This is a genomic window from Proteus sp. G2673 (assembly GCF_009915125.1).
GTDB classification, from domain to species: Bacteria; Pseudomonadota; Gammaproteobacteria; order Enterobacterales; family Enterobacteriaceae; genus Proteus; species Proteus penneri.
The window spans coordinates 237,869-263,553 of sequence record NZ_JAABLT010000004.1 but is presented as its reverse complement, the minus strand read 5'-3'; the positions used below and the strand labels follow the sequence as shown (position 1 = coordinate 263,553).

Annotated in this window: 25 protein-coding genes and 1 other annotated feature; of the genes, 18 read left to right on the top strand and 7 right to left on the bottom strand. The window is 38.1% G+C overall.

The window, feature by feature from the left end; genetic code table 11:
* The 18 genes from infC (at position 1) to GWI59_RS01860 (ending at position 16,670) form a co-directional block, all read left to right on the top strand.
* Positions 1-540 (top strand): translation initiation factor IF-3, encoded by a 540-nt coding sequence (gene infC / locus GWI59_RS01945; protein ID WP_036937410.1) that lies wholly within the window; start codon positions 1-3, stop codon positions 538-540.
* 93 nt (positions 541-633) lie between these two features.
* Positions 634-831 (top strand): 50S ribosomal protein L35, encoded by a 198-nt coding sequence (rpmI, locus tag GWI59_RS01940; RefSeq protein ID WP_004263702.1) that lies wholly within the window; start codon positions 634-636, stop codon positions 829-831.
* Between the two features lie 42 nt (positions 832-873).
* Positions 874-1,230 (top strand): 50S ribosomal protein L20, encoded by a 357-nt coding sequence (rplT, locus tag GWI59_RS01935; protein ID WP_006537111.1) that lies wholly within the window; start codon positions 874-876, stop codon positions 1,228-1,230.
* 105 nt (positions 1,231-1,335) lie between these two features.
* Positions 1,336-1,459, top strand: a sequence feature (Phe leader region).
* Positions 1,337-1,384: a pheST operon leader peptide PheM gene (gene pheM, locus GWI59_RS17645; protein ID WP_120655563.1), complete on the top strand. Its 48-nt coding sequence runs from the start codon at positions 1,337-1,339 to the stop codon at positions 1,382-1,384. (Overlaps the previous feature by 48 nt.)
* Positions 1,460-1,557: 98 nt before the next feature.
* Positions 1,558-2,541 carry a phenylalanine--tRNA ligase subunit alpha gene (gene pheS, locus GWI59_RS01925; protein ID WP_072062582.1) on the top strand — a complete coding sequence of 328 codons (984 nt, stop codon included), beginning with the start codon at positions 1,558-1,560 and terminating at the stop codon, positions 2,539-2,541.
* Positions 2,542-2,555: 14 nt separating this feature from the next.
* Complete coding sequence (pheT, locus tag GWI59_RS01920; protein ID WP_161723871.1) at positions 2,556-4,943, top strand: phenylalanine--tRNA ligase subunit beta; 2,388 nt, start codon at positions 2,556-2,558, stop codon at positions 4,941-4,943.
* 4 nt (positions 4,944-4,947) lie between these two features.
* Positions 4,948-5,244, top strand: a complete 297-nt coding sequence (gene ihfA / locus GWI59_RS01915; protein ID WP_023582381.1) for an integration host factor subunit alpha — start codon at positions 4,948-4,950, stop codon at positions 5,242-5,244.
* A gap of 373 nt (positions 5,245-5,617) precedes the next feature.
* A complete protein-coding gene (gene btuC, locus GWI59_RS01910; RefSeq protein WP_006537106.1) occupies positions 5,618-6,628 on the top strand; it encodes a vitamin B12 ABC transporter permease BtuC in 1,011 nt (336 codons plus the stop codon).
* A gap of 1 nt (position 6,629) precedes the next feature.
* A complete protein-coding gene (locus tag GWI59_RS01905) occupies positions 6,630-7,379 on the top strand; it encodes a vitamin B12 ABC transporter ATP-binding protein BtuD (RefSeq protein WP_006537105.1) in 750 nt (249 codons plus the stop codon).
* A gap of 134 nt (positions 7,380-7,513) precedes the next feature.
* The gene (arnB, locus tag GWI59_RS01900) at positions 7,514-8,659 is read left to right on the top strand and encodes a UDP-4-amino-4-deoxy-L-arabinose aminotransferase (RefSeq protein ID WP_072062578.1); all 1,146 of its coding nucleotides are present in this window, start codon (positions 7,514-7,516) and stop codon (positions 8,657-8,659) included.
* On the top strand, positions 8,660-9,640 hold the full coding sequence (arnC, locus tag GWI59_RS01895; protein WP_072062577.1) for an undecaprenyl-phosphate 4-deoxy-4-formamido-L-arabinose transferase: 981 nt from the start codon (positions 8,660-8,662) through the stop codon (positions 9,638-9,640). It abuts the gene before it with no gap.
* Positions 9,640-11,622 carry a bifunctional UDP-4-amino-4-deoxy-L-arabinose formyltransferase/UDP-glucuronic acid oxidase ArnA gene (gene arnA / locus GWI59_RS01890; RefSeq protein ID WP_161723869.1) on the top strand — a complete coding sequence of 661 codons (1,983 nt, stop codon included), beginning with the start codon at positions 9,640-9,642 and terminating at the stop codon, positions 11,620-11,622. The genes arnC and arnA overlap by 1 nt, the downstream gene beginning before the upstream one ends.
* A gap of 9 nt (positions 11,623-11,631) precedes the next feature.
* Positions 11,632-12,525: a 4-deoxy-4-formamido-L-arabinose-phosphoundecaprenol deformylase gene (gene arnD / locus GWI59_RS01885; protein WP_072062575.1), complete on the top strand. Its 894-nt coding sequence runs from the start codon at positions 11,632-11,634 to the stop codon at positions 12,523-12,525.
* Between the two features lie 7 nt (positions 12,526-12,532).
* A complete protein-coding gene (arnT, locus tag GWI59_RS01880) occupies positions 12,533-14,197 on the top strand; it encodes a lipid IV(A) 4-amino-4-deoxy-L-arabinosyltransferase (protein WP_115065306.1) in 1,665 nt (554 codons plus the stop codon).
* On the top strand, positions 14,197-14,538 hold the full coding sequence (gene arnE, locus GWI59_RS01875; RefSeq protein ID WP_072062573.1) for a 4-amino-4-deoxy-L-arabinose-phosphoundecaprenol flippase subunit ArnE: 342 nt from the start codon (positions 14,197-14,199) through the stop codon (positions 14,536-14,538). Before arnT ends, arnE begins: the two co-directional genes overlap by 1 nt.
* Complete coding sequence (gene arnF, locus GWI59_RS01870) at positions 14,535-14,933, top strand: 4-amino-4-deoxy-L-arabinose-phosphoundecaprenol flippase subunit ArnF (RefSeq protein ID WP_161671592.1); 399 nt, start codon at positions 14,535-14,537, stop codon at positions 14,931-14,933. Before arnE ends, arnF begins: the two co-directional genes overlap by 4 nt.
* A gap of 148 nt (positions 14,934-15,081) precedes the next feature.
* Positions 15,082-15,573, top strand: a complete 492-nt coding sequence (locus tag GWI59_RS01865; RefSeq protein ID WP_036913240.1) for a C40 family peptidase — start codon at positions 15,082-15,084, stop codon at positions 15,571-15,573.
* 77 nt (positions 15,574-15,650) lie between these two features.
* Positions 15,651-16,670: a lipoate--protein ligase A gene (locus GWI59_RS01860; protein WP_072062572.1), complete on the top strand. Its 1,020-nt coding sequence runs from the start codon at positions 15,651-15,653 to the stop codon at positions 16,668-16,670.
* An 80-nt stretch (positions 16,671-16,750) separates the two neighbouring features.
* Here GWI59_RS01860 and GWI59_RS01855 read toward each other — a convergent pair whose 3' ends face one another.
* The 7 genes from GWI59_RS01855 to GWI59_RS01825 all read right to left on the bottom strand — a co-directional run bounded on the left by GWI59_RS01855 (position 16,751) and on the right by GWI59_RS01825 (position 25,616).
* Complete coding sequence (locus GWI59_RS01855) at positions 16,751-17,119, bottom strand: helix-turn-helix domain-containing protein (RefSeq protein ID WP_109847620.1); 369 nt, start codon at positions 17,117-17,119, stop codon at positions 16,751-16,753.
* Between the two features lie 513 nt (positions 17,120-17,632).
* Positions 17,633-18,427: a heme ABC transporter ATP-binding protein gene (locus tag GWI59_RS01850; protein ID WP_161723867.1), complete on the bottom strand. Its 795-nt coding sequence runs from the start codon at positions 18,425-18,427 to the stop codon at positions 17,633-17,635.
* Positions 18,424-19,428, bottom strand: a complete 1,005-nt coding sequence (locus GWI59_RS01845; protein ID WP_109847619.1) for a FecCD family ABC transporter permease — start codon at positions 19,426-19,428, stop codon at positions 18,424-18,426. The genes GWI59_RS01850 and GWI59_RS01845 overlap by 4 nt, the downstream gene beginning before the upstream one ends.
* Entirely contained in the window at positions 19,428-20,243 is an 816-nt protein-coding gene (locus GWI59_RS01840; protein ID WP_109847618.1) for a heme/hemin ABC transporter substrate-binding protein, read from the bottom strand. Before GWI59_RS01840 ends, GWI59_RS01845 begins: the two co-directional genes overlap by 1 nt.
* A 15-nt stretch (positions 20,244-20,258) precedes the next feature.
* The gene (locus GWI59_RS01835; RefSeq protein WP_170110780.1) at positions 20,259-21,308 is read right to left on the bottom strand and encodes a hemin-degrading factor; all 1,050 of its coding nucleotides are present in this window, start codon (positions 21,306-21,308) and stop codon (positions 20,259-20,261) included.
* A gap of 35 nt (positions 21,309-21,343) precedes the next feature.
* Positions 21,344-23,374, bottom strand: coding sequence for a TonB-dependent hemoglobin/transferrin/lactoferrin family receptor (locus GWI59_RS01830; protein WP_161723865.1), 2,031 nt, complete (start codon positions 23,372-23,374; stop codon positions 21,344-21,346).
* A gap of 70 nt (positions 23,375-23,444) precedes the next feature.
* Positions 23,445-25,616 carry a TonB-dependent receptor domain-containing protein gene (locus GWI59_RS01825; protein WP_161671575.1) on the bottom strand — a complete coding sequence of 724 codons (2,172 nt, stop codon included), beginning with the start codon at positions 25,614-25,616 and terminating at the stop codon, positions 23,445-23,447.
* Between the last annotated feature and the right edge of the window lie 69 nt (positions 25,617-25,685).

Here is a 25,685-nt window from a genome sequence, read left to right as displayed (position 1 = left end):
ATTAAAGGCGGAAAAAGAATTCAATCAACGCGTCAGAATCGCATCAATGGTGAGATTCGCGCTCATGAAGTTCGTTTAACAGGTTTAGATGGCGAACAGATTGGAGTTGTTAGTCTGAAAGAGGCTCTTGAGAAAGCCGAGGAAGCAGGTGCTGATTTAGTTGAAATTAGTCCTAATGCCGAGCCGCCAGTTTGTCGTATTATGGACTACGGCAAATTCCTCTATGAGAAAAGTAAGACTCTCAAAGAACAGAAAAAGAAACAAAAAGTTATTCAGGTTAAGGAAGTTAAATTCCGTCCTGGTACAGATGAAGGCGACTATCAGGTCAAACTACGCAACCTGATTCGTTTTCTTGAAGATGGCGATAAAGCCAAAGTCACACTGCGTTTCCGCGGTCGTGAAATGGCACACCAACAAATCGGTATGGAGATGCTTAACCGTATCCGTGAAGATTTGGATGAACTGGCTGCAGTTGAATCTTTCCCTAATAAGATTGAAGGGCGTCAGATGATCATGGTGTTAGCGCCGAAGAAGAAATAGTCGGGCAATTCAAGTAATAGCGTCAGTCTGAATGGCTGATTGCTATTCGCCTCATTATTTTATGTTATTAACAATGCGAAGTGGATTATAGAAATGCCAAAGATTAAAACAGTACGCGGCGCAGCTAAGCGCTTTAAAAAAACTGCTGGTGGTGGCTTTAAGCGTAAACATGCTAACCTCCGTCACATTCTGACTAAAAAATCAACTAAGCGTAAACGTCATTTACGTCCAAAAGGCATGGTCTCTAAAGGAGATTTAGGTCTGGTCGTAGCTTGCTTACCATACGCATAAGTATCATTTTTTTAACAGAATATAGACATTTAGGAGTTTAATATGGCTCGTGCTAAACGTGGTGTTATCGCCCGTGCTCGTCACAAGAAAATTTTAAAGCAAGCTAAAGGTTATTACGGTGCACGTTCACGTGTATATCGTGTAGCTTTCCAGGCTGTAATCAAAGCTGGTCAATATGCGTACCGTGACCGTCGTCAGAAAAAACGTCAGTTCCGTCAGCTGTGGATCGCGCGTATCAACGCAGCAGCTCGTCAGAACGGTATGTCTTATAGCCGTTTCATCAATGGTCTGAAAAAAGCATCCATTGAAATCGACCGTAAGATTCTGGCTGACATCGCTGTATTCGACAAAGTAGCATTCGCTGCTTTAGTTGAAAAAGCGAAAGGTGCTCTGGCTTAATTATTATTAAGCAATGGAAGAGGGAGTTTTCTCCCTCTTTTATTTTGTCTAAATTTGTGGCTTAATGATATAAATTCAATAAGTTAATATTTAAGAGACATTATCAATGTTAAATATCGCTTTTTTCCGTTTCTTTTTTTACTTTAGCGCCTAATTCAAGGGGGCTTTTGCGCGTAAGAAAAGAAACGAAAAGTAGCGCCTGAGCCTCCAATATGGAGGCTTTTTTGTTTTCAGATCTCAATACTGGGTTAGAAACCAAAAAGGCAATTTTATTCGTCATCATTGATAACAACTAATAGACCTCACAGGTCAAAGGAAGAGGAAACGATGCCACATCTCGCTGAACTCGTTGCTCAAGCTAAAGCAGCTATCGAAGAGGCACAGGATGTTGCTGCGCTGGATTCGGTTCGTGTTGAATACTTGGGGAAAAAAGGTCATTTAACGCTTCAGATGTCCACGCTGCGCGACTTACCCGCGGAAGATCGTCCAGCTGCAGGGGCTGTCATTAATCAGGCTAAACAAGAGGTTCAGCAAGCGCTGAATATTCGTAAAGACCATCTTGAATCAGCATTATTAAACGAACGTTTGTCTGCTGAGAAAATCGATGTATCTTTGCCCGGTCGCCGCATTGAAAACGGTGGTCTACACCCAGTAACTCGTACAATTGAACGTATTGAAACTTTCTTTGGCGAATTAGGGTTTTCTGTAGAATCTGGCCCTGAAATCGAAGATGATTATCATAACTTTGATGCGTTGAATATTCCTGCACATCACCCAGCAAGAGCCGACCACGATACTTTCTGGTTTGATGCTAAACGTTTATTACGTACACAAACGTCGGGTGTACAAATTCGTACTATGCAAGATAAACAGCCACCTATTCGTATCATCGCACCAGGTCGCGTATATCGTAATGACTACGATCAGACTCACACACCAATGTTTCACCAAATTGAAGGCTTAATTGTTGATAAAAACATTAGCTTTACCAATTTAAAAGGAACACTACACGATTTCCTGAAAAACTTTTTTGAAGAAGATATGGAAATTCGTTTCCGTCCTTCTTATTTCCCATTCACAGAGCCTTCTGCAGAAGTCGATGTCATGGGTAAGAATGGTAAATGGTTAGAAGTATTGGGTTGCGGTATGGTTCACCCAAATGTATTGCGTAATGTAGGTATCGATCCTGAAGTGTATTCTGGTTTTGCATTCGGTATGGGCATGGAACGCTTGACTATGTTACGTTACGGTGTCACCGACTTGCGCTCATTCTTCGAAAACGATCTTCGTTTCCTCAAACAGTTTAAATAAGGTGGGATTATCTCATGAAATTCAGTGAACTTTGGTTACGTGAGTGGGTAAACCCAGCGATTAGTAGCGAAGCACTTTCTGAACAATTAACAATGGCTGGTCTTGAAGTTGATGGCGTTGAAGCTGTTGCAGGTGATTTTCACGGTGTGTTTGTAGGTGAAGTTGTTGAATGTGGACAACACCCTAATGCCGATAAATTACGTGTAACAAAAGTTAACGTCGGTGGTGACAGATTACTCGATATCGTTTGCGGTGCACCTAACTGCCGCCAAGGCCTAAAAGTTGCGGTTGCAACTGTCGGGGCAGTATTACCAGGCGATTTCAAAATTAAAGCAGCAAAACTACGTGGTGAACCATCAGAGGGTATGCTGTGCTCATTTTCTGAATTAGCCATTTCAGAAAACCATGAAGGTATTATTGAATTACCTGCCGATGCGCCTATTGGTATGGATATTCGTGAATACTTAAAATTAAATGATAATGCGATTGAGATTAGTGTTACACCAAATCGTGCTGATTGTTTAGGTATTTTAGGTGTTGCTCGTGATATCGCTGTTATCAATAAAATGGAATGCCAAGTACCTGATATGTCGCCTGTTGTGGCAACATCTTCAGCAACATTCCCAGTACGTGTTGAAGCGCCAGAAGCGTGTCCCCGTTATTTAGGTCGTGTTTTCACTAATATAAATGTGAAAGCAAAAACACCTTTATGGATACAAGAAAAGTTACGCCGTGGTGGCATTCGTTCTATTGACCCAATTGTTGATATTACCAACTTAATTTTACTTGAAATGGGTCAACCACTACATGCCTTCGATCTTGATCGTGTTGAAGGTGCTGTTGTTGTTCGTATGGGTAAAGAAGATGAAAAACTGACTTTACTTGATGGCAATGAAATTACATTAAAAGAAGATGTATTAGTTATTGCAGACGAAAAACAGGCATTAGGTATGGCTGGTATTTTCGGTGGCGAATCATCAGGCGTTAATGAGGAAACGAAAAATGTCTTCTTAGAGTGTGCATTCTTCTCTCCATTATCCATTACAGGCCGTGCACGTCGTTATGGCTTGCATACTGATGCTTCTCATCGTTTTGAGCGTGGTGTTGATTCTGAACTACAATACAAAGCAATTGAGCGTGCAACTAAGTTACTATTAGAAATTTGCGGTGGTGAAGTTGGTGAAGTAATTGATGTCACCAATAAAGCACATTTGCCAAATATTGCACCGGTCAAATTAACACGTAAAAAATTAGACCGTTTATTAGGTCATGTGATCGATGATGCACAAGTTCTAGATTCATTAACTCGTTTAGGGTTCAAAGTTTCTGTTGAAAGTGATGGCTGGTTAGCAATCGTTCCTTCATGGCGTTTCGATGTTCAAATCGAAGAAGACCTGATTGAAGAGGTTGCTCGCATTTATGGTTACAACAATATTCCAGATGTACCATTGCGCGCTGATTTGGTGATGACCAATCATCGTGAAGCGAACTTATCATTAAAACGCGTTAAAACAATGCTAGTAGATAACGGCTTCCAAGAAGCCATTACTTATAGTTTTGTTGATCCGAAGATCCAATCTTTATTACATCCAAATGAAGAAGCATTGATTCTGCCTAATCCGATTTCAGCAGATATGTCAGCAATGAGGCTGTCTCTATTAACCGGGTTATTGACTACGACTGTCTATAATCAGAACCGTCAACAGTCTAGAGTTAGGTTATTTGAAGCAGGTCTGCGTTTTGTTCCTGATAATCAAGCAGAATATGGAATACGTCAGGAACTTATGTTAGCTGGTGTGATCGCGGGCAACCGTTATGAAGAACATTGGAGTTTAGAGAAGCAAACTGTTGATTTCTTTGATTTGAAAGGTAATATTGAATCAATTCTGGAATTGACAGGCCAGCTAGATGAAATTACATTTAAACCAGCTAATCATTCAGCACTTCATCCGGGACAGAGTGCTGGGATTTATCTGAGAAATGAATATATTGGCTGTATTGGCGTTGTTCATCCAGAGCTTGAACGTAAACTTGACTTAAACGGCCGTACGGTAGTATTCGAAATACGTTGGAATGCAATTGCAAATCGCAGTTTACCACAAGCAAAAGCAATTTCTCGTTACCCTTCGAATCGTAGAGATATCGCTGTAGTTGTTCCGAATAATGTTGCTGCAGAGGATATTTTAGCTGAATGTAAGAAAGTTGGCGGAAATCAAATAGTTGGCATAAACTTATTTGATGTGTATTGTGGTAAGGGAGTAGCAGAAGGCTATAAAAGCCTCGCTATTAGCATAATCTTGCAGGATATCGAGCATACACTGGAAGAAGATGAGATTGCTGCAACAGTGAGTAACTGTGTAGCAGCATTGAAACAGCGATTCCAAGCATCCTTGAGGGACTAGACCTATGGCGCTTACAAAAGCTGAAATGGCAGAAAATCTGTTTGAAAAACTTGGTGTTAGCAAACGCGATGCAAAAGACCTTGTAGAATCCTTTTTTGAGGAAGTGCGTCGTTCTCTTGAAAATGGAGAACAGGTGAAGCTGTCTGGATTTGGAAACTTTGACCTGCGTGATAAAAATCAGCGCCCTGGTCGTAATCCAAAAACAGGGGAAGACATTCCTATTACAGCTCGCCGTGTTGTTACTTTCCGACCAGGACAAAAGTTAAAAAGCCGGGTTGAGAGCGCAACACCAAAAGAATAAGATTTAAAAAACATCCAAAACGGCTTTCTTTGAAAGCCGTTTTTTTATCATGATTATCTATATCTAATTTTGATAATAAACGTATTGAGATGTTTATATTTATCAATATAGTCTGAATGGATATTTCTATTTGGATGAAATGTTTTTATTTTTCATTATCTTACTTTTTATTCTTATTTTGACTTTTTCTTCTTAATCTCTTACCTGCATCAACACTGTGATAGTTAATCTCAATTTTTTCTTCATTATTAGAGACAAACTTACATGTTCTAAATTTAGTTTTTCATCATTGAATGTGAACATGTTATGTTGCTAAAAAGTATTTTATAAACAAAAAATAGTAAGAGCTGTTATTGCATGGATAGGGAATGAAATGAATAAAGAAATTAATCCTTTGATTAAATTTACTAAAAAACAGCGCATTGACGACAAAAAAAAGCTGTTTCTAATGGTGCTAGTATTATGTTTCTTGTTTATTTTTTCCCTCTCTGTTGGTGAGATTTCGTTATTTCCACATCAATGGTTAACAGATGAAGCCCATTTATTTGTTTGGCAGATCCGTTTACCCAGAATACTTGCAGTAATGACAGTTGGCGCCAGCTTAGCAATTGCAGGTGCTATTATGCAGGCTTTATTCCAAAATCCACTCGCAGAACCAGGGTTATTAGGCGTAAGCAGTGGTGCGGGTGTGTGTGTTGTATTGCTCATTGTTTTGCAATTTAATTTAAGCTTTTGGTTAATAAGTAGTGCCGCGATATTCGGTGCATTAGGTATTACTCTCTTATTAATGTTTTTTGCTCGAATAAAAAAGCTGTCTAACGCTCAGTTACTATTAATTGGGGTGGCATTAGGCGTTATGGCAAGCGCGATAATGACCTGGCTGGTTTATTTCAGTTCAGCTTTAGATTTAAGACAATTAATGTATTGGTTGATGGGGAGTTTTAGTGGCATTGATTGGCGTCATCAAATCTTATTTTGGACTCTTATACCCATTGTTTTAATTCTTATTCTACAAGCCGATGTTCTTAATTATTTATCTCTAGGTTCATTTAGAGCAAAGCAATTAGGTATATCCGTTAATCAATGGAGAAATTGGTTTATTTTAGCGGTTGGGTTATTGATAGGGCTAAGTGTGGCTTTAGCGGGTGCTATAAGCTTTGTAGGGCTTGTTGTACCACATTTATTGAGACTATGTGGATTAACGCATTATAAAACCTTACTACCAGCGTGTGCACTTGCTGGAGGTGGATTGCTATTACTTGCTGATCTGCTATCTCGGTTGATTTTAAATGGTGCAGAAGTTCCTATAGGGGTGATTACAGCAACGCTTGGTGCACCTTTATTTATTTGGTTATTGGCAACAAAAGAGATGGGACGTTTGTAATATGACGTTACTTAAATTTGATAATTTAAGTGTTAAAGACCGACTTAACACATTTACAGAACGAGTAAACTATGGCGAACGTGTCCACTTAATTGGTGCTAATGGTGCGGGGAAAAGTACACTTTTAATGGCGATCGCGGGAGAGCTTCCATTTAGTGGGGAGATTATTCTAAACGAAACCTCAATAAGACATTATAAATATAGTGATCTTTCTAGAATGCAGAGCATTGTTATACAACAATTGGAAACTTTGTCATTTATGCCAGTTTTTCATTATCTCTCATTATATCATCAATTGTCGAAAATGGATGTTCAGCAATTAAATATGCTGTTAAATGATTTTAAAATAGATGAATTATTGTCAAAAAACATTCATCATTTATCCGGAGGTGAATGGCAGAGGGTTAGAATTGTTGGCGCATTTATCCAATTATGGTCAAGTGATGATTTAAAAGGAAAATTAATGTTACTTGATGAACCAACGAATAATTTAGATGTCGTACAGTTGGCTATTTTGGACAAGTGGGTTGATAAGTTTTGCCAACAAGGTGGTGCCGTTATTATGAGTACACATAATTTGAATCATTCCTACCAAAAAGCAGACAGAGTTTTACTTATAAAAAATGGATACTTGGTCAATTCTGGCGCATCTGCACTTTTATTGGACGAAAATTTATTATCAACTACATTTAATACAAATATCAAATGCATCAATGATGTTGATCATATTGATTGGTTAGTTTTACAATAATATGGCTATTGTTAAGTTTATCCCTGAGTAATTATTAAGGTTTTTTTAATGTTTTCTTAATAAGACTGATGCTGGTGAACAATAGTTTGTATATAATTGTTTTTTATTCATTCATTAATTAGGCTACATTTTTTATGAGTCACTTCCTTCCTTTCTCTCGCCCTGCGATTGGCGATGAAGAAATCAAAGCCGTTGAGGATGTACTGCGTTCAGGTTGGATTACAACAGGCCCTCAAAATCACCAATTAGAGCAAGATTTTTGTGAAAAATTTGGTAGCAAACATGCTATCGCAATTTGCTCTGCCACTGCAGGTATGCATGTTGTTTTAATGGCGATGGGAATTGGTGCTGGTGATGAAGTTATCACACCATCACAAACTTGGGTTTCAACGATGAATATCATTACGTTACTTGGTGCGGAGCCAGTGATGATTGATGTTGACCGTGATACCTTGATGGTAAGTGCAGAAGATGTCAAAAAAGCGATTACACCTAGAACGAAAGCAATTATTCCGGTTCATTATGCTGGTGCACCTTGCGATCTTGATGCATTAAGAAAAGTTGCACAAGATGCAGGAATTCCTCTTATCGAAGATGCCGCGCATGCTATAGGGACTCGCTATAAAAATGAATGGATTGGTGAAAAAGGAACTGCCATTTTTTCTTTTCATGCAATTAAGAATGTAACTTGTGCAGAAGGTGGATTGGTTGTTACTGATAATGACGAGTTGGCTAATAGAGTACGTTGTTTAAAATTCCACGGTTTAGGAGTAGACGCCTTTGATAGACAGATTCAAGGTCGTAAACCTCAAGCCGAAGTTGTTGAACCTGGCTACAAATATAATTTATCTGATATTCATGCAGCGATTGCTGTGGTGCAATTAAGACGTTTAGATGAAATGAATGCTAAACGAGCCGAATTAGTTGCGCTGTATCGTGAAAAACTCAAAGACTCTCCATTAAAAATGTTGAGTGTCCCTGAATATCCACATTTACATGCAAATCACCTATTTATGGTGAGAGTTGATAAAAATACCTGTGGTATCGATCGTGATGCTTTTATGGAAAAATTAAAGCAGAAAGATATTGGTACAGGGTTACATTTCCGTGCAGCGCACACACAAAAATATTATCGTGAGCGTTATCCTTCTTTATCCCTTCCTCAATCAGAATGGAACTCTGCAACGTTATGCTCGTTGCCGCTGTTTCCTGATATGAATAATGAAGATGTTATTCGTGTTGTAGATGCGATCAATGAAATTCTTTCGGAGCATATTTAAGTGTCAACATTTGATGAAATCAAGAAAGTATCGGTTGTAATTCCCGTTTATAACGAGGAAGAGAGCCTTCCTCAGCTTTTAGAACGTACAATTAAAAGCTGTAAACAATTAGAACAAGAATATGAACTGATCCTTGTTGATGATGGTAGTAGTGACAATTCAGCTAAGATGTTAGAAGAAGCGGCTGCAATTGAAGAAAATCACGTTATTGCAATTATTTTAAACCGTAATTACGGTCAACATTCCGCAATTATGGCTGGTTTTAATCAGGCTGATGGTGATTTAGTGATCACATTGGATGCTGATTTACAAAATCCACCTGAAGAGATCCCAAGACTTGTCGCTACGGCTGAAGAAGGTTATGACGTTGTCGGAACGCGTCGTCGTAACCGCCAGGATTCGTGGTTTCGCAAAACCGCTTCAAAAATGATCAACTCAATGATCACTAAAGCAACAGGTCGCTCTATGGGAGACTACGGCTGTATGTTGCGTGCTTATCGTCGCCACATTGTTGACGCAATGTTACAGTGTCACGAAAGAAGTACATTTATCCCTATTCTTGCGAACACATTCGCTCGTCGTACCATTGAAATTGATGTCGCACACGCAGAGCGTGAATATGGCGATTCAAAATACAGCTTTTTAAAGCTTATCAATTTAATGTATGACTTATTAACTTGTCTAACCACGGCACCATTACGTTTATTAAGCATTGTCGGCAGTGTGATCGCTGTATCTGGCTTTGTCTTAGCCTTATTGTTGATTATTTTACGTATTATTTTCGGTGCAATGTGGGCCGCTGAAGGTGTATTCACACTTTTCGCAATTTTATTTATGTTTATCGGTGCGCAGTTCGTTGCAATGGGCTTATTAGGTGAATATATAGGCCGGATTTATAATGATGTAAGAGCGCGTCCTCGGTATTTTATCCAAAAAGTGGTTGGTGTTAACAAACCCAACGAAGATCAGGAAAAAGACTAATGAAAGCAATAGTATTTGCCTATCACGATATCGGCTGTGTTGGTTTAAAAGCTCTTGAAAAAGCGGGTTATGATATTCAAGCTGTATTTACCCACACTGACGATCCAAACGAAAATCATTTCTTCTCATCTGTGGCTCGTGTGAGTGCAGAAATGGGATTGACAGTATTCGCGCCTGAAAATGTCAATCATCCATTATGGATTGAACGTATTCGTGAAATGAAACCTGATGTCATTTTTTCTTTCTATTATCGTCACATGTTAAGTGATGAGATCCTGAATTTGGCACCTAAAGGCGCGTTTAATTTACACGGTTCTTTATTACCAAAATATCGTGGTCGTGCACCAATTAACTGGGCGATTGTGAACGGTGAAACAGAAACAGGTGTTACTCTGCATAAAATGACAGCGAAAGCTGATGCGGGTGATATTGTTGCCCAAGAAAAAGTTACCATCGAAGACAATGATACTTCTCTAATTTTACATGAAAAAGTAAGAGAAGCAGCGAATAAGTTACTTTCGAGTTCATTACCACATATTGTATCAGGTGATTATTCAACAACTGCACAAGATGAAAGCCAAGCAACTTATTTTGGTCGCCGTTGCGCTGATGATGGTTTAATCGACTGGAATGCAGATGCAAAAACAGTTCACAACTTAGTGCGTGCTGTTACAGAGCCATACCCTGGCGCATTCACTTTCTTAGGTGAACGTAAAATGATTATCTGGCGTTCACGCGCTGTTGCTGATAATCAAGGTAAACGTCCTGGTACTGTTATCTCAACAGAACCTTTAGTCATTGCGTGTGCGAAAGGTGCAATCGAAGTCGTTACTGGTCAAAGTGAAAATGGTCTTTATGTTCAAGGCAGTCGTTTAGCGGCTGAAATGGGCATTGTGACGGATGTTCGTGTTGGGCCAAAAGCAACGGCACAAGTTAAACGTCGTAAACGTGTTCTTATTTTAGGCGTGAATGGTTTTATTGGTAACCATTTGACAGAGCGTCTATTGAAAGATGATAACTATGATATCTATGGTATGGATATCGGTTCTTCTGCAATTGAACGCTTTATTGGTAACCCACGTTTCCACTTTATTGAAGGTGACGTGAGTATTCATACAGAATGGATTGAATATCACATTAAAAAATGTGATGTTATTCTGCCATTAGTGGCTATTGCAACGCCTATCGAATATACCCGTAATCCATTGCGTGTCTTTGAATTAGACTTTGAAGAAAACTTAAAAATTGTACGTTATTGTGTTAAGTATAATAAACGTATTATTTTCCCATCCACATCAGAAGTTTATGGTATGTGTGATGATAAAGAATTTGACGAAGACAACTCACGCCTGATTGTTGGTCCAATCAATAAACAACGTTGGATTTATTCTGTATCTAAACAGCTATTAGATCGCGTTATATGGGCTTATGGAGCCAAAGAAGGTCTGAAATTTACATTATTCCGTCCATTTAACTGGATGGGACCTCGTTTAGATAACTTAAATTCAGCGCGTATCGGTAGCTCTCGTGCAATTACACAATTGATTCTGAATTTAGTTGAAGGTTCACCAATTAAACTAGTTGATGGTGGTGAGCAAAAACGTTGTTTCACTGATATTAATGACGGTATTGAAGCTTTATTCCGTATCATTGAAAACCGTGATAACAAATGTGATGGTCAAATTATCAATATTGGTAACCCAACTAACGAAGCAAGTATTCGTGAATTAGCAGAAATGCTGTTAGATTGCTTTGAAAAACATGAGTTGCGTGGACATTTCCCTCCATTTGCTGGCTTCAAAAAGATTGAAAGTAGCAGTTATTATGGTAAAGGCTACCAAGATGTTGAACACCGTAAGCCAAGCATTAAAAACGCAGAGCGTTTATTGGATTGGAAACCAAGTATCGAGACTCGCCAAACAGTAGAAGAAACATTAGATTTCTTCTTACGTGGCGCAGTTGAAGAATTAGGCACTAAATAGGAATAAATAATGAAGAAAGTTGGTTTGAGAGTTGATGTGGATACTTATCAAGGAACGAAACAAGGTATTCCACAACTGCTGGATGTATTTGCCAGACATAACATTTATGCCAGCTTCTTCTTTAGTGTTGGACCAGATAATATGGGGCGCCATTTATGGCGCCTTTTAAAACCCAAATTTTTATGGAAAATGCTGAGATCTAATGCTGCATCACTGTATGGCTTAGATATTTTATTAGCAGGAACTGCATGGCCGGGGAAAAAAATTGCTAAAAATTTAGGTTATTTGATGAAAGAAACCCAAGATGCGGGGCATGAAGTTGGGTTGCACTCATGGGATCATCAAAGTTGGCAAGCAAAAGTTGGGCGCTGGTCAACAGAAGAATTAATGCAACAAGTTCGTTTAGGTGTTGAAGCACTGGAAAAAGTACTTGAAAACCCTGTAAAATGTTCGGCAGTTGCTGGATGGCGAGCAGATGAACGCGTATTAACAGTTAAAGAAAATTTTAAATTCGATTACAATAGCGATTGTCGAGGAACGTATCCTTTTAGGCCTATTTTAGAAAATGGTTCTATCGGTACGGTGCAAATTCCAGTAACATTACCAACTTATGATGAAGTTGTTGGTACAAAAGTAAAGGATGAGGATTTTAATCAATTTATTATTGATGAAATCAAAAAAGATAGTGGAATACCTGTTTATACTATCCACACTGAAGTTGAAGGAATGTCAAAAGCCGCTCAATTTGAGCAGCTATTGGCAATGATTGCAAATGAAGGCATCGAATTCTGTCCGTTAAGCGATTTATTACCACAAGATAAAGAAACGCTTCCGATGGGTAAAGTTGTTCGATCTGACTTTCCAGGTCGAGAAGGCTGGTTAGGATGCCAACAAGAGGTTTAACGAAACTATGTTGAATAACCGGGCGAGTAAAATCGGGGCCATCCTCTTGGCTCTTTTTTTTGTTCTTACCTACTTATTTCCATTGAACAGCCGGTTATTATGGCAACCAGATGAAACTCGTTATGCGGAAATTAGCCGAGAAATGGTAGTGAGTGGGAACTGGATTGTTCCTCATATGCTCGACATTCGCTATTTTGAGAAGCCCATAGCCGGTTATTGGATCAATAATGTTAGTCAATTAATTTTTGGTCACACCAATTTTGCTGTACGTTTTGGTTCTGTTATATCTATTCTTTTAAGCACATTACTTGTCTATTTATTGGCAAGAATGATGTGGCGTAACCGCCAAGTCGCTTTTGTCTCTAGCTTAATCTATTTATCTATGTTCTTAGTGTTTAGCGTAGGCACTTATAGTGTATTAGATCCTATGTTGGCACTTTGGATTACCGCGAGCATGGTTTGCTGTTTTTGGGCGCTTAAAGCCACCACAGTAAAAACACGAATATTAGCGTGGATAACTTTAGGGCTTGCATGTGGTATGGCATTTATGACCAAAGGATTTTTAGCATTAGCTATTCCGGTCATTGTTATGATACCTATAACATTGCATCAAAAACAATTCACGCAAATGTTGCTCTATGGCTTACTTGCTGTATTTAGTGCAGCATTAATTAGTTTGCCATGGGCATTAGCTATTGCAAAAGCAGAACCTGATTATTGGCACTACTTCTTTTGGGTTGAACATATCCAGCGTTTTTCGGGTGAAGATGCTCAACATAGTTCTCCATTTTGGTACTATATCCCCGTTGTCTTATTAGGGGTGATCCCTTGGCTTGGATTACTTCCAGGCGCATTAATAGGTGCTTGGAAAAAAAGACGTAAACGTCCTGAATTATTCTTTTTATTCTGTTGGTTTGTCATTCCATTCTTATTTTTTAGTATTGCGAAAGGTAAGCTACCGACTTATATGTTGCCATTTATGGCACCACTAGCAATGCTAATGGCGAAATATGGCGTAGATTGTGCTCGTAAATTTAGAATGAAAGCGTTACGTATTAACGGCTATATCAATATCTTTATTGGTGTTGCTGCTGTTATCGCTATTTTAGTTATCCAACTTGTCTCTTCAAAACCTATTTACATGCCTTATGAGTGGTCTAAATGGGTTTTAGCCATCGTCGCATTCTCTTTATGGGGTATTATTGGTTATCTTTGCTCTACACTTAATGGTAAACATTGGTTATGGGCGGCATCTTGCTCGTTAGGCGTGAGTTTGTGCATTGGGCAGGCAATACCTAACAGTAGTGTTGATGGAAAGCTACCTCAAGAATTTATTCGTCAAAATATTAATACACTCAATGCGAGCAAATACATTGTAAGTAACAGTGTGGGTATTGGTGCTGGATTGGCGTGGGAATTACAACGTAGTGATATTTATCTTTATGAAAGAACAGGTGAGTTAACTTATGGTATTAGAGAGTATCCTGATTCTCAGCATAAATTAATTAAACCTGACAATTTTGCTCAATGGTTAGAGCAAGCAAGAAAAGAAGGTAATGTATCAGTTGTTATTACGTTTAAAGATCCGAAAAAGTTAGCTCAATTGCCAAGACCTGAAGAGTTGGTGACAAATCATCGAGTTGCTATTTTAACATATGAGAAGCGTAATTAATGTCCTTTGTTTTATTGCTAATCGTGAGCTTTTTGACTTGTATAGGACAAGTATGTCAAAAACAAGCGGTGGTTAGCTGGCAAAGTGATTCATTAACAAAAGCCAGAAAAACGATTTTCTGGCTTTTTATTGCCATTACAATGCTTGGCTTTGGGATGTTATTTTGGTTACGATTATTACAAATCCTTCCTCTCAGTATTGCTTACCCTATGTTAAGTATTAACTTTATAATGGTGACATTAATTGGCCAGTTTGTTTATAAAGAGCCTGTTAATGTGAAACATTGGATTGGTATCGCATCGATTATGGTTGGCATTGTATTGATGAGTATGCAAGCATGAAAGGCTATCTATGGGCAATTGGAAGTGCACTATTAGTGACGGTAGCTCAATTGTTGTTAAAGTTTGGTATGTCCGAACTACCAGATTTACAGCTCGAAAAACAGTGGCTAGATTTCTCATGGTTATGGGCCAATGCAATGCTACTTGCCATTGTGTTTGCTGGTCTTGTCGGTTATGTCCTTTCTATGGTTTGCTGGCTATTTACTTTGCGTACCATTCCTTTAAATAAAGCCTATCCGCTGATTAGCTTAAGTTATGTGTTTGTTTATATTCTTGCAGTGATATTACCTTGGTTTCAAGAAACACCATCATGGACAAAAACCGCAGGGGTTGCTTTTATTATGATAGGTGTTTGGTTGATTAGCCAGAAACCCAAAGAGTCAACACCACACTAAATTCAGAGTTTGGGTTTTATTTCTTGTACCTTGTTGGTTATTGTGCGATTTATTCTATTAATCTTGATTCATTCACCTTCAATAACTTGTTTTTGCTTAAAAAAGCAGATAAATTTTAAAATCTCTCGTAATAATAATGGTGGATGCAATGAGAAAGTCCGTTTTCTATCCTTTCTTACTCTGTATTATCCTGCTGGCTGGGTGCTCATCTAGTCCATCAAAACGCATTCCACCAGCACCCCCTTTAAAAACACAGCTTTCCGATCCTATTATGGTGATAGTGCAGCTCAAATCACAACTTGAGCAGTGGTATGGCACACCTTATAGTTATGGTGGAATGACATCTTCAGGTATTGATTGTTCAGGTTTTGTCTATAAAACGTATAGTGATCGTTTTGACATTAAATTGCCTCGAATGACTATCGATCAAACCAAATATGGAACACAAATCAGTAAAAGCGATTTAATGCCGGGTGATTTGGTTTTTTTCAAAACAGGTGGTGGTGAAAATGGACTTCATGTTGGTATTTATGATACTGACAACACATTTATTCACGCATCAACTAGTAAAGGGGTGACTCGTTCTTCTCTTGATAATGTCTATTGGAAAAAAACATTCTGGCAAGCTCGCCGATTGTAGTTTCGTGCCATTTAACAGCCTAATATATTGAGAGTTATGGTATCTTATACCTTATTTTCTTCATATAGGTACTCCTTATGTCTGGCAAATTGCGTCTGTTAATTTCCGAGTCTTATGATCCTTGGTTTAACCTTGCTGTTGAAGAGTGTATTTTTAGACAAATGCCGGCAGATCAACGCGTACTGTTTCTTTGGCGTAACGATAATACGGTAGTCATTGGTCGAGCACAAAATCCGTGGAAAGAATGTAATACGCGAAAAATGGATGAAGATGGCGTGAAATTAGCACGTCGTTCAAGTGGTGGCGGTGCTGTTTTCCACGATCTCGGTAATACCTGCTTTACCTTTATGGCGGGAAAACCAGAATATAATAAAACGATCTCAACTAAAATTATACTTGATGGCTTATCGAAAGCTGGTATACAAGCAACAGCATCAGGGCGTAATGATTTAGTCGTACCACAAGAAGAGGGGGAAAGGAAAATTTCAGGCTCGGCTTATAAAGAGACGAAAGATCGTGGTTTCCATCATGGCACATTATTAATAAATGCTAACTTATCTAGATTAGCCAATTACCTCAATCCAGATCCGAAAAAACTTCAAGCTAAAGGGATCACTTCTGTACGCTCTCGAGTGGCTAATTTGGTCGAACTCAAATCTGATATCACTCACGAAAAACTGTGTGAAACAATCACCGAAAGCTTTTTTGAATACTATGGTGAACGGGTCGATGCTGAGATTATTTCCCCGCAAAAATTACCTGATTTACCTAGTTTTGAAGAGACATTCGCTAAACAAAGTAGTTGGGAATGGAATTTTGGACAAGCCCCTGCATTTTCTCATTTGTTAGATAATCGCTTTAAATGGGGGGGGCTTGAACTACATTTTGATATTGAACGTGGTAATGTAGTCAGAAGTCAAATTTATACTGACAGTTTAGATCCCGCACCATTAGAAGCATTATCAGATATGCTAGTTGGCAAACGTTATACACCTGAGTCTTTAAAAGAGATTATTCAGCAACTTATACAGCGTTATCCTAATAATAAAGGGGAGCTTAATGAGCTTGAAGAATGGCTTATAACGGCAATAGCTTAGTTTTCTGAAAATAAAGAAAAAACCAGCTTTTTGAAGCTGGTTTTTTTATGATAAGTAATATCAATATGATGCTAAATCAATTAGTGATTTTCGCATGACATGAAACAATGGGTATCAGGCAATGTGCCATTTTCTCTAAACTTAGCAGGTGTAGTATTAAAATGTTTTTTAAAAATACGAGTAAATGTTGCTTGAGAGCTAAAACCATACATTAAAGCAATGTCTAAAATAGACATATCTTTTTCTTGTAATGATTTAGCCGCTTCTAATAAGCGACGTTTGCGGACATATTCACCTAATGTACAGCCTTTAAAATCTTTAAATATGCGTTGTAAGTGCCATTTTGAATAACCACTTTTACTTGCAATAGTATCGATTTTTATACCTTCGTTACGTTGTAACTGAGTTTCTAACCATTTTAGAATATCATTAACGACATTTTCAGCCATAAAACCTCCCACAAAAATGGTGGGGACACAGTGCCCAAGTAAATAGAATAGTAACGTATGTTATTTATAACCTATTTTAAGCATGGCGAAAATAACAGGTAGGCAAAAAGTGCTTTTTGTTATTGATAATCATTATCAAATTAATAGGTGAAAGCTATATATCTCAAGTAAGGTAGAGCTTAATAGATATTTTTGATTAAAAAAATCGTTTTAAATGATTTTCACTTTGTTGAATTTATTGATTTATTTTTTCTTTGATAATGCTGTTATACCATTTATTCTTTAGGCTGTTATATATTTTCGTGTATTTCATAAGCTAATCAGTGATTAAGGTGTATTTTAAAGTCAATTTATTTGACTAAATAGGGAAATTTAAAAATAAGATTTATTAATCAATTAAGGTATGTTACTTAGTGTGTTTTATTTGTAATAAATAAGCATATAAAAATAAATTAACTCAGTCACAATCTAGAAAACATATGCTAGAAGGTAACTGAGTAAAACTAAGATAACTTATGGACGAAGAAAAACTTGTGGATACGAATGCTCTGGATGGGTATCAACACTCACATCTGCGCCATACCATTTTTGGATATTTTCTGTTGTCAGTACATTGAGTGGAGTACCTTCACAAACTAACTTTCCTTGGTGCAATAATAAAATTCTATCGGCATAAAGTGAGGCTAAATTAAGGTCGTGTAGAACGCAACAAACCATAAGATGTTGTGTTCTTGCTAATTGCTTGAGTAAGCGCAAGCTGTGTTGCTGATGGTAAAGGTCGAGTGCTGAAGTTGGTTCATCGAGGAATAACACCGCTTCTTGTGGTGTAGGGTGCCATAATTGAGCTAATACTCTGGCAAGTTGCACTCGTTGTTGTTCACCACCTGATAATTGACGATAGTCTCTATCTTTAAACTTTAAGCAATCCGTTTGTAGTAGAGCCGTTTCGATAGCTATTTTTTTATGTTGCTGTCCATGAGGGGTTCTTCCCATGGCAACCACTTCTTCTACAGAAAACGAAAATGAGAGTTGGCTATTTTGGCGCATAACAGCACGGTTTTGTGCTAATTGTTGGCTATTCCATTGTGAATAGTCTTTTTGTTTAAAATAGCATTCACCTTGTGTTGGTGCCGTATAACCTGTCAATAAACGTAGTAATGATGATTTTCCTGCACCATTCGGACCAATAATGCTAATTAACTCCCCAGCATTAAGTGAAAGAGATACATCATCAATAATAGTTTTTTTACCAATTTGGTAAGTTAAATTCTTTCCATAGAGTAATGACGCTTTTTGTTTTTCAATCATGACATTCTTCCTGCGGGTTGTCGTAAGATAAGCCAAAGGAAATAAGGGCCACCAATTAATCCTGTAATGAGCCCCACAGGGATTTCTGCTGGAGATACCAGTGTTCGTGATAATGTGTCAGCAGCGAGTAATAGTGTTGCCCCCCCTAAAATAGTGGCAGGTAATAGCCATATATGATTACTACCAATACGCATACGAATAAGGTGGGGAACTACAAGTCCAATAAATCCAATAACACCACTTAGTGCGACAGCACAGCCAATTAAGATAGCGCTAAGAAGTAATAAGATAAATTTGGTTCTTCTTACATTTAGCCCTAAATAATGTGCTTCTTCATCACCAAGTTGTAATAGGTTTAATTTATGACTTTGCCAACATGCTAAGGTACTGACAGGAATGATCACAAGGGTTGCAATAGATAAAGTTTTCCAGTCAATCTGGCTTAATGAGCCCATCATCCATAGTGAGAATTGACGTAGCTGTTGGTCAGTACTGATATAACTTAATACACCAATAAAAGACATACATAGTGCATTGATAGCAATACCCGCAAGCAATAACCGTGCTAAATTGCCATCACTCAATTGATGTAATGAGAAAATAATCATAGCCACAATTAAACCGCCAATAAAGGCGGCAACAATATGACTGTAGAATGTAAAGATGGATGAAAAAGAGAAAGGTAGAATAATTACAATGGCAACCATTAATGCTGCACCGCTACTAATACCGAGTAAACCAGGATCAGCTAATGAGTTTCTAAATAACCCCTGCATTATCGCGCCTGATATTGCTAAAGCACCGCCAACAAGAATCGCTAATAAGACGCGAGGTAGACGGATATCTAGCCAAACTTGCCATTTCATATCATCAAAAGAGCTATTCCATAATGTATGAAATGAAAGGGCTAATGCACCGCTATTCATTGAAATTAATGTAACAGTGGTGAGCAAAAAGAGTAAAACTAAAATATTCATCCACGGTGAACGAAAACGAGACATTATTGCTCCAACGCTTGACGAATTTGATGCATAACTTCAGGTGTTGAAAGCGTAAAACCTAACAATCCCATATCATCGACAACGACATAATGTTTATTTTTACCTGCAGGCGTGTACTTTATACCGGGTAAATTCCAAAGCTTTTCAATACCACCAATGCCTTTAATACCTTCTTTAGTCACCAGCAAAATATCAGGTTGGCTTGCAATGACACCTTCTTGAGAAAGAGGGCGATAACTCGTAAAGCCTTGCATTGCATTCTTACCCCCAACTAGTGAAATAATGGTATCTGCTGCAGTATTTTGACCTGCAGCCATAGGAACAACACCACCATGACTCATGATATAAATGACTTTTTTATCTATAGGGGTTGTGGGTATTTGGCTAATAGATAGGGTGAGTTTTTCTTTTAACTGATCACCTTCTTTTTGTTTATTTAAAATAGTGGCAATGGTGTCTATTTTTTCATTAATGGCTTCTAATGAATGTGTACCTGTAATCGTTTTAACAGTGACTCCTGCCTCTTTTATTCGGCGTAGTGCTAAAGAAGGGCGAGCGAGTTCACTGGTTATAATCAATGTTGGTTTGACCGATAAGATACCTTCAGGGTTTAGCATTCGCATATAACCCACATCTGGGAGTGCTTTCACTTGTTCAGGGACTAAACTAGTGCTGTCTCTTGCAATAATTTGTTCACCCGAACCTAACGCGAAAACGATCTCTGTGATATCACCACCAATAGTGACAATACGTTCATTGGCGGAACTGACAAAAGACATGGCGCTACACAGGATCAAAAGAAGCCATTTTTTCATTAACTCATTCTCCGATTAGGCTATTTTTGCAAGAGTATTAACTTGCTCGCGCCATTGTTGTTGCTCTGCAGTGCCTTCAGTTCGTTGTCCATAAAGCTGGGCAATCTGTTGGCCTTTGCTATCAAAGATTTCAAGACTGGTGACAAAACCATCCTGAGTTGGTTTGCGAGTGATCCAACTTTCAGCGATTTCACTTTCAATTAAATGAAGTGTAAATGCAGGGTTGAAAACATTAATCCAGACTTGATCGCTATTCTCAAATTGATGAGGAACTAAACGGTCAATTTGTCCCGTAAAGATTTGTACACAACCACGACTTCCGACAAAAATCATGATCTCATTTTGTGCTTCTTTAGCGAGGGTTAATAAGGTTTTCAGTGCACTGTTATCAACTTGATAAGCAAGGTCATCGGCAACAGCTTTAAAGGCTTGTTGACGACTCAAATTATTTTCTTTTAGTAGTTTGAAAAATTGGTGAACATCGGTCATTGAACGCCATTGTTGTTCAAGTTGCTCTGCCAATTCATGACTAACAGGTGTGTTTGAATAAGGTTCGATAGGGGTAATGTCTAGAGTTGGATTTTCTTCCGATAAGAATGATTGGATTAGTGCATTCCATTCATCCATATTGGTATTGCTAGTTGCATAGACTTTATGTAATGCCTCGCCATGCATATCAAAAAACTGAATGCTATAGCGAGTTCCTTTTGAGTTTTCTTCAGCGAGTGCAAAAATGCTAGACCAATAAGCGAAGAAAAAGCGTAAATCCATTGCACGTGGATTTAAGATTAAACCTGCGTGATCGTTAAAACGTGCATTGGTATATTCACCAAGATGTTCATGAACAGCAATATCATTGCGAGTAATCGCTTTGACTTCACCGACTTTACTTAAGGTTTTTAATAATTCTTGTACATCATTGCGTAGACGTTTTGCATCATACCCAACTCGCGCATGAGTTAGTTCCGCTTCACTGACATTCAAATAAGCGGCTAAATCACGCGCATAAGATGCTTTTTTTTCAATTTTTGCTTGCAGGTAGCTCTCATAAAGAGGTTTAGTCACAGAAACTCCTATTATATCGTTCATTTTATTGTTGATTACCATTGATAACTCACAAGTACTTTTGCATTTCGGCCTTCTTGGGGAATACCAGCAGAAGAATAATAAGTTTTATCAAATGCGTTACTCAGTACAAATGAGGTTGTTAGCCCCTTTAATGAGGCATCATTACCTTCATAGCGAAGGTAAAAATCATTAACGCCGTAACCTGCTTGTTGGCTATTGATTGGGCGATTAAAACGGTTATGTTTAGTAAAGTCCGTTTTTTTGGTAAATTGACCAACCCAACCGACAGAAAAATCGGTACTTGGTACAGGTATATCTAAGCGACTCGTTAATGTATCCGGCTCGATGGATACTATTGAGGCATTAGTCGCATTATCTTTCCCTTTGGTATGGTTGTAGGCTAAATCCCAATTAAAGAATTTTGATTGGTAATTCATAGAAACATCCCATCCCCAAATAGTTGCTCTTGGAATATTTGTTGATTGTGTATATCCCTGAAAAATAGCGACATCTGCATCAATATAATCTTTTGCGCGAGTATTGAAATGGGCAGCTTTAATTTTCAGATTATCATTATTAGATAATAAGTCGTCGAATTGAAAACCAAATCCATATTCAGTAGTTGAATTGGTTTCGGGCTTTAAATTGGGATTTGGACGCCAATAGTTTGTTGGTGCGCCAGGGAAAGGGGCATCAAAATGCTTAGCATCGTTATACATCTCACCTAAAGTTGGTGCTCTAAATGCCTGAGAGTAAGAGGTATAAAGCATTAACCAATCCGTTGGCGTGATACTGATTGCGCCTTTTGATGACCATTTATCAGCGGTAATATCATCATAACGATCGTTTTGGCTTTTATATTTGTCAAAACGCGTTCCTAAAATAAAGGAAACAGGTAAATCACGTAAAGTGACTTCATCTTGCAACCAACCTGACATAAACTGGATATCGGCTTGTGGGAAGCTTTCTGCATTTTGGCGTGGTGATTGTTTTTGTTTATAAATCTCGCCACCATAAGTCAATCCATGTGATGCAAAGCTGTATGTACCTACTTGTGAGCGGTTTTCGAGTTTTACGCCATAAGTTTTTTGTTCTCGACCTTCAAACCCTTTTTGTTCCGTCTTGGCATTGATATCAACTTCACTGTAATAAGCCTGTGTTTTCAAATTAATCCATTGTGAATTTGAAGGATCAAATTGATACGTTAACTGAACATCTTTTTGTGTCGTGGTGCGATTAGTTTCTACATTAGCAAGTGTAGGATTTGAGGGAACTTGAGGGTTTTTGGGCTGATTTGTATTGTTATGATAATAACGAAATTGTCCGCTTAATGTATTGCTATCATCAATAAACCAACGCCCTTTGGAGAGTAGGTTAATAATGGTTTCATCATTTTGTGCACGATAACCACCACCATAACGAATATCACCTTTATCACGAGCTGATAATGCCACGAGACCATCAAGATTATCGTGTCTACCAAAAGCAGTAACACCTAAACCTTGGCTATGTTGCGCGGTATTACCAAGACCAGTGACACGCACACCGCCTTGTTCGTTTTTTGAAAGTAGATCGCTTGCATCAACGGTATCGTAAGCAATAACACCGCCAAGTGCTCCACTACCATACAACAATGCAGAAGGACCCCGAACGACTTCAACTTGTTTTATAAGAAGAGGATCAACAAAAATACTGTCAATATGGCCAGTGTCAGTTCCTTGACGTACACCATCTACAAGTGTCAATATTCCATTTTTACTGTATCCACGCATACTGATGGTTTCACCATTAGTACGACCTGCGCCAGAAATAGAAATTCCTGGCACATGGCGAAGTAATTCAGATGCACTACCTGCGGTTGCTGACAACGCATTGTTATTTTTAATAACGGTTGACATCATGGGTAACGTAAAATTATCACGCTCATTACCAGTCGCATAAACGGTAAGTACTTCTGTTTTTTTCTCCTCGCTAGTTTGTGTTTTCTCTTGTGCTGACACACAAGCAGAAGAAACAGTAACAGCCAGTAAACTAAATTTAAATAATAGGGATGACTGAGACATGCAGATGGATCTCCGTTATTTAATGGGCTGTTAAAAACAGCCCTTTGTTATATAAATCATTGCTCCTCATCTACCAGCGATAACTGACGGACATTTTGATATTTCTACCTTCTTGTGGAACACCTAATGCTGAGAAATATTCTCGGTTAAAGGCATTTGCGAGTACCAATGCGGCTTGAATATCTTTATTGTTTTTAGATTGATAACTGATTGAAAAATCATGAATGCCATAGCCCGGATATTGAGTAATCAGCTCTTGCATTCGATTTGTTGTTTTGCCTTTTACGTGAGGTGCTCGTCCTTTGTGTGTGCCTTTATTTTCTGTTGCACTGGCAAATTTACCTGACCACCCTAATGAAAAAGGCGTTTTAGCGATAGGCAGTTGAATAAAGGTTGTGAGTACTTCAGGGCGAACAGGCGAAATGGTTTCATGCGTAGTTAATTCAAGGGTTTGAGTACGGTTATAGCCTAATCCAATAGAAATTAATGGATGGGAATAACGTAAACTAAGATCAACGCCTTCAATAAGGGCTTCAGGAATGTTGAAAGCTTGTAAGTTAAGCATGCCTGCCATGGATTTATTATGCCAAGGACCATAAGTGATGTAATCCTTTGATTTTGTGTCAAAATAAACGGCATTTATTGATAACTTATCTTGCTTAGTAAGTAAGTTTGAGAATGCAAGTTGACCACCATATTCCCAAGTACGATTTTTTTCTGGTTTTAAATTAGGATTAGGAACCCAATGCGCATTAGTGAAGAGTAATTTAAAATGAAATGAATCATTAAACATTTCACTTAAAGTTGGAATGCGAAATGCAGTTGAATAAGTGGAATAGAGCTGTAACCAATATGTTGGTGTGAATGTTAGTGTGATACTTTCAGTTGTACCTCGGTAACTCGATGGGTGTTTTTTGGCTTGTAATGATTTAGTTGAAAACTTACTAAAGAAAGGATCAATCCCTTTACCAGGTATATTTTTGTAATAGTGATAACGTATACCAGCAGTAAGGTTAATTGGGAATAATGGTGTACTGAGCGAACTTTGTAACCAACTTGCAATATAATTCGTTTTCGCTAAAGGAAAGTTTTTTGCTTGCTCATTTGACAGCATTTTTTGCTGATAAGCTTCTGAGCCTATCGTCATTGATTGTTTGAGGGTATCAGTCCATAAAATATTAGCGTGATCTTCTAGTTTTATACCATAGGTTGATTGTGTTCGTGATTCGTATCTACCTATTTTTCCTTGAATATTTTTTTTTAATTCGGATGCTGTTAGTTTAGTATCGGTTAAAAAAGTTTGATCAATATTAAACTGCGAATAGTAAAGATGAGTGGTTAAATCTAACCATGAGTTAGTGTCAGAAATATAATGGTGCGTGATAGAATAGTTTTTTTGCTGAGTATCACGTTGTACTTGATTGCTTTCGCTCTTACCAAATCCGCCCATACGATGCAATACTTCGCGTTGTTCACCTGAATTATCATAATGGCGAGCTGAAAAAATAATTGTTTGATTTTCAGTTGGATAGAGATATGCTTTTGCAAAAAAGTTTTTAATATGCTCATTGTTTTCCATCTTTTCGCCATTAGCTAGGCGAATAGGACCACGTTGACGTTGAGTATAAGCCAATAAGCCTTCTGCAATATCATGTCTAGCTGCAACAATGCCACCATAAGAAAAATGACGATCTGCTGATGAAATCGAACTAAAGAGTTTTGCACCTAATTTTCTATCAGTTGTCAATATTGATCGAGGATCAAGGGTATTAAAAGAAACAACCCCTCCCATAGCGCCTTCGCCATGTAATACTGCAGAAGAACCATGTTTAACATCAATGCGACGAATAAGAGAAGGGTCAATAAACAATCCACCTAAATTATTCATGGTGTTTTCTGATGGTTGATGAATACCATCAATGAGTATTTTTACTCCTTTTTGGTCATACCCGCGCATCAAAATATTAGCGCCATTCGTAATACCCGTCCCTGATAAGGTAACTCCCGCGACATCTTTTAGCATTTCACCTGTTGTAGCAGCGGTCTGTGCTTTTGCTGTGGTGATATCAATTGTTGAATGAAAATCGGGAGTTGTATTTGTTGTGTCAATAACGGTGAGCGTTTCCGTGCCATTATTTTCAAGCTGTGCAGAGGCAATAGGGGAGTACAACAAACAAAGTGCTGTTGCAATACCAGAGTATTTGAAATGTTTTTTCAGCATACACATACCATAAATGTCCATAAAAAATCCTTGTATATGGAGTTATTTAGCTGGCTGCCTAGCTGAGGTAATAGGTGGCTTGCAAGTTAT

Bases quoted from the DNA above. Each gene is read 5' to 3' on its own strand.
- GWI59_RS01855 (WP_109847620.1), bottom strand. From the start codon at position 17,119: ATGGCTGAAAATGTCGTTAATGATATTCTAAAATGGTTAGAAACTCAG.
- pheS (WP_072062582.1), top strand. From the start codon at position 1,558: ATGCCACATCTCGCTGAACTCGTTGCTCAAGCTAAAGCAGCTATCGAA.
- GWI59_RS01865 (WP_036913240.1), top strand. From the start codon at position 15,082: ATGAGAAAGTCCGTTTTCTATCCTTTCTTACTCTGTATTATCCTGCTG.
- GWI59_RS01905 (WP_006537105.1), top strand. From the start codon at position 6,630: ATGACGTTACTTAAATTTGATAATTTAAGTGTTAAAGACCGACTTAAC.
- GWI59_RS01830 (WP_161723865.1), bottom strand. From the start codon at position 23,374: ATGTCTCAGTCATCCCTATTATTTAAATTTAGTTTACTGGCTGTTACT.
- rplT (WP_006537111.1), top strand. From the start codon at position 874: ATGGCTCGTGCTAAACGTGGTGTTATCGCCCGTGCTCGTCACAAGAAA.
- arnA (WP_161723869.1), top strand. From the start codon at position 9,640: ATGAAAGCAATAGTATTTGCCTATCACGATATCGGCTGTGTTGGTTTA.
- arnD (WP_072062575.1), top strand. From the start codon at position 11,632: ATGAAGAAAGTTGGTTTGAGAGTTGATGTGGATACTTATCAAGGAACG.
- btuC (WP_006537106.1), top strand. From the start codon at position 5,618: ATGAATAAAGAAATTAATCCTTTGATTAAATTTACTAAAAAACAGCGC.
- arnE (WP_072062573.1), top strand. From the start codon at position 14,197: ATGTCCTTTGTTTTATTGCTAATCGTGAGCTTTTTGACTTGTATAGGA.
- GWI59_RS01860 (WP_072062572.1), top strand. From the start codon at position 15,651: ATGTCTGGCAAATTGCGTCTGTTAATTTCCGAGTCTTATGATCCTTGG.
- ihfA (WP_023582381.1), top strand. From the start codon at position 4,948: ATGGCGCTTACAAAAGCTGAAATGGCAGAAAATCTGTTTGAAAAACTT.
- GWI59_RS01850 (WP_161723867.1), bottom strand. From the start codon at position 18,427: ATGATTGAAAAACAAAAAGCGTCATTACTCTATGGAAAGAATTTAACT.
- arnT (WP_115065306.1), top strand. From the start codon at position 12,533: ATGTTGAATAACCGGGCGAGTAAAATCGGGGCCATCCTCTTGGCTCTT.
- GWI59_RS01845 (WP_109847619.1), bottom strand. From the start codon at position 19,428: ATGTCTCGTTTTCGTTCACCGTGGATGAATATTTTAGTTTTACTCTTT.
- GWI59_RS01825 (WP_161671575.1), bottom strand. From the start codon at position 25,616: ATGGACATTTATGGTATGTGTATGCTGAAAAAACATTTCAAATACTCT.
- GWI59_RS01840 (WP_109847618.1), bottom strand. From the start codon at position 20,243: ATGAAAAAATGGCTTCTTTTGATCCTGTGTAGCGCCATGTCTTTTGTC.
- rpmI (WP_004263702.1), top strand. From the start codon at position 634: ATGCCAAAGATTAAAACAGTACGCGGCGCAGCTAAGCGCTTTAAAAAA.
- arnB (WP_072062578.1), top strand. From the start codon at position 7,514: ATGAGTCACTTCCTTCCTTTCTCTCGCCCTGCGATTGGCGATGAAGAA.
- pheT (WP_161723871.1), top strand. From the start codon at position 2,556: ATGAAATTCAGTGAACTTTGGTTACGTGAGTGGGTAAACCCAGCGATT.
- arnF (WP_161671592.1), top strand. From the start codon at position 14,535: ATGAAAGGCTATCTATGGGCAATTGGAAGTGCACTATTAGTGACGGTA.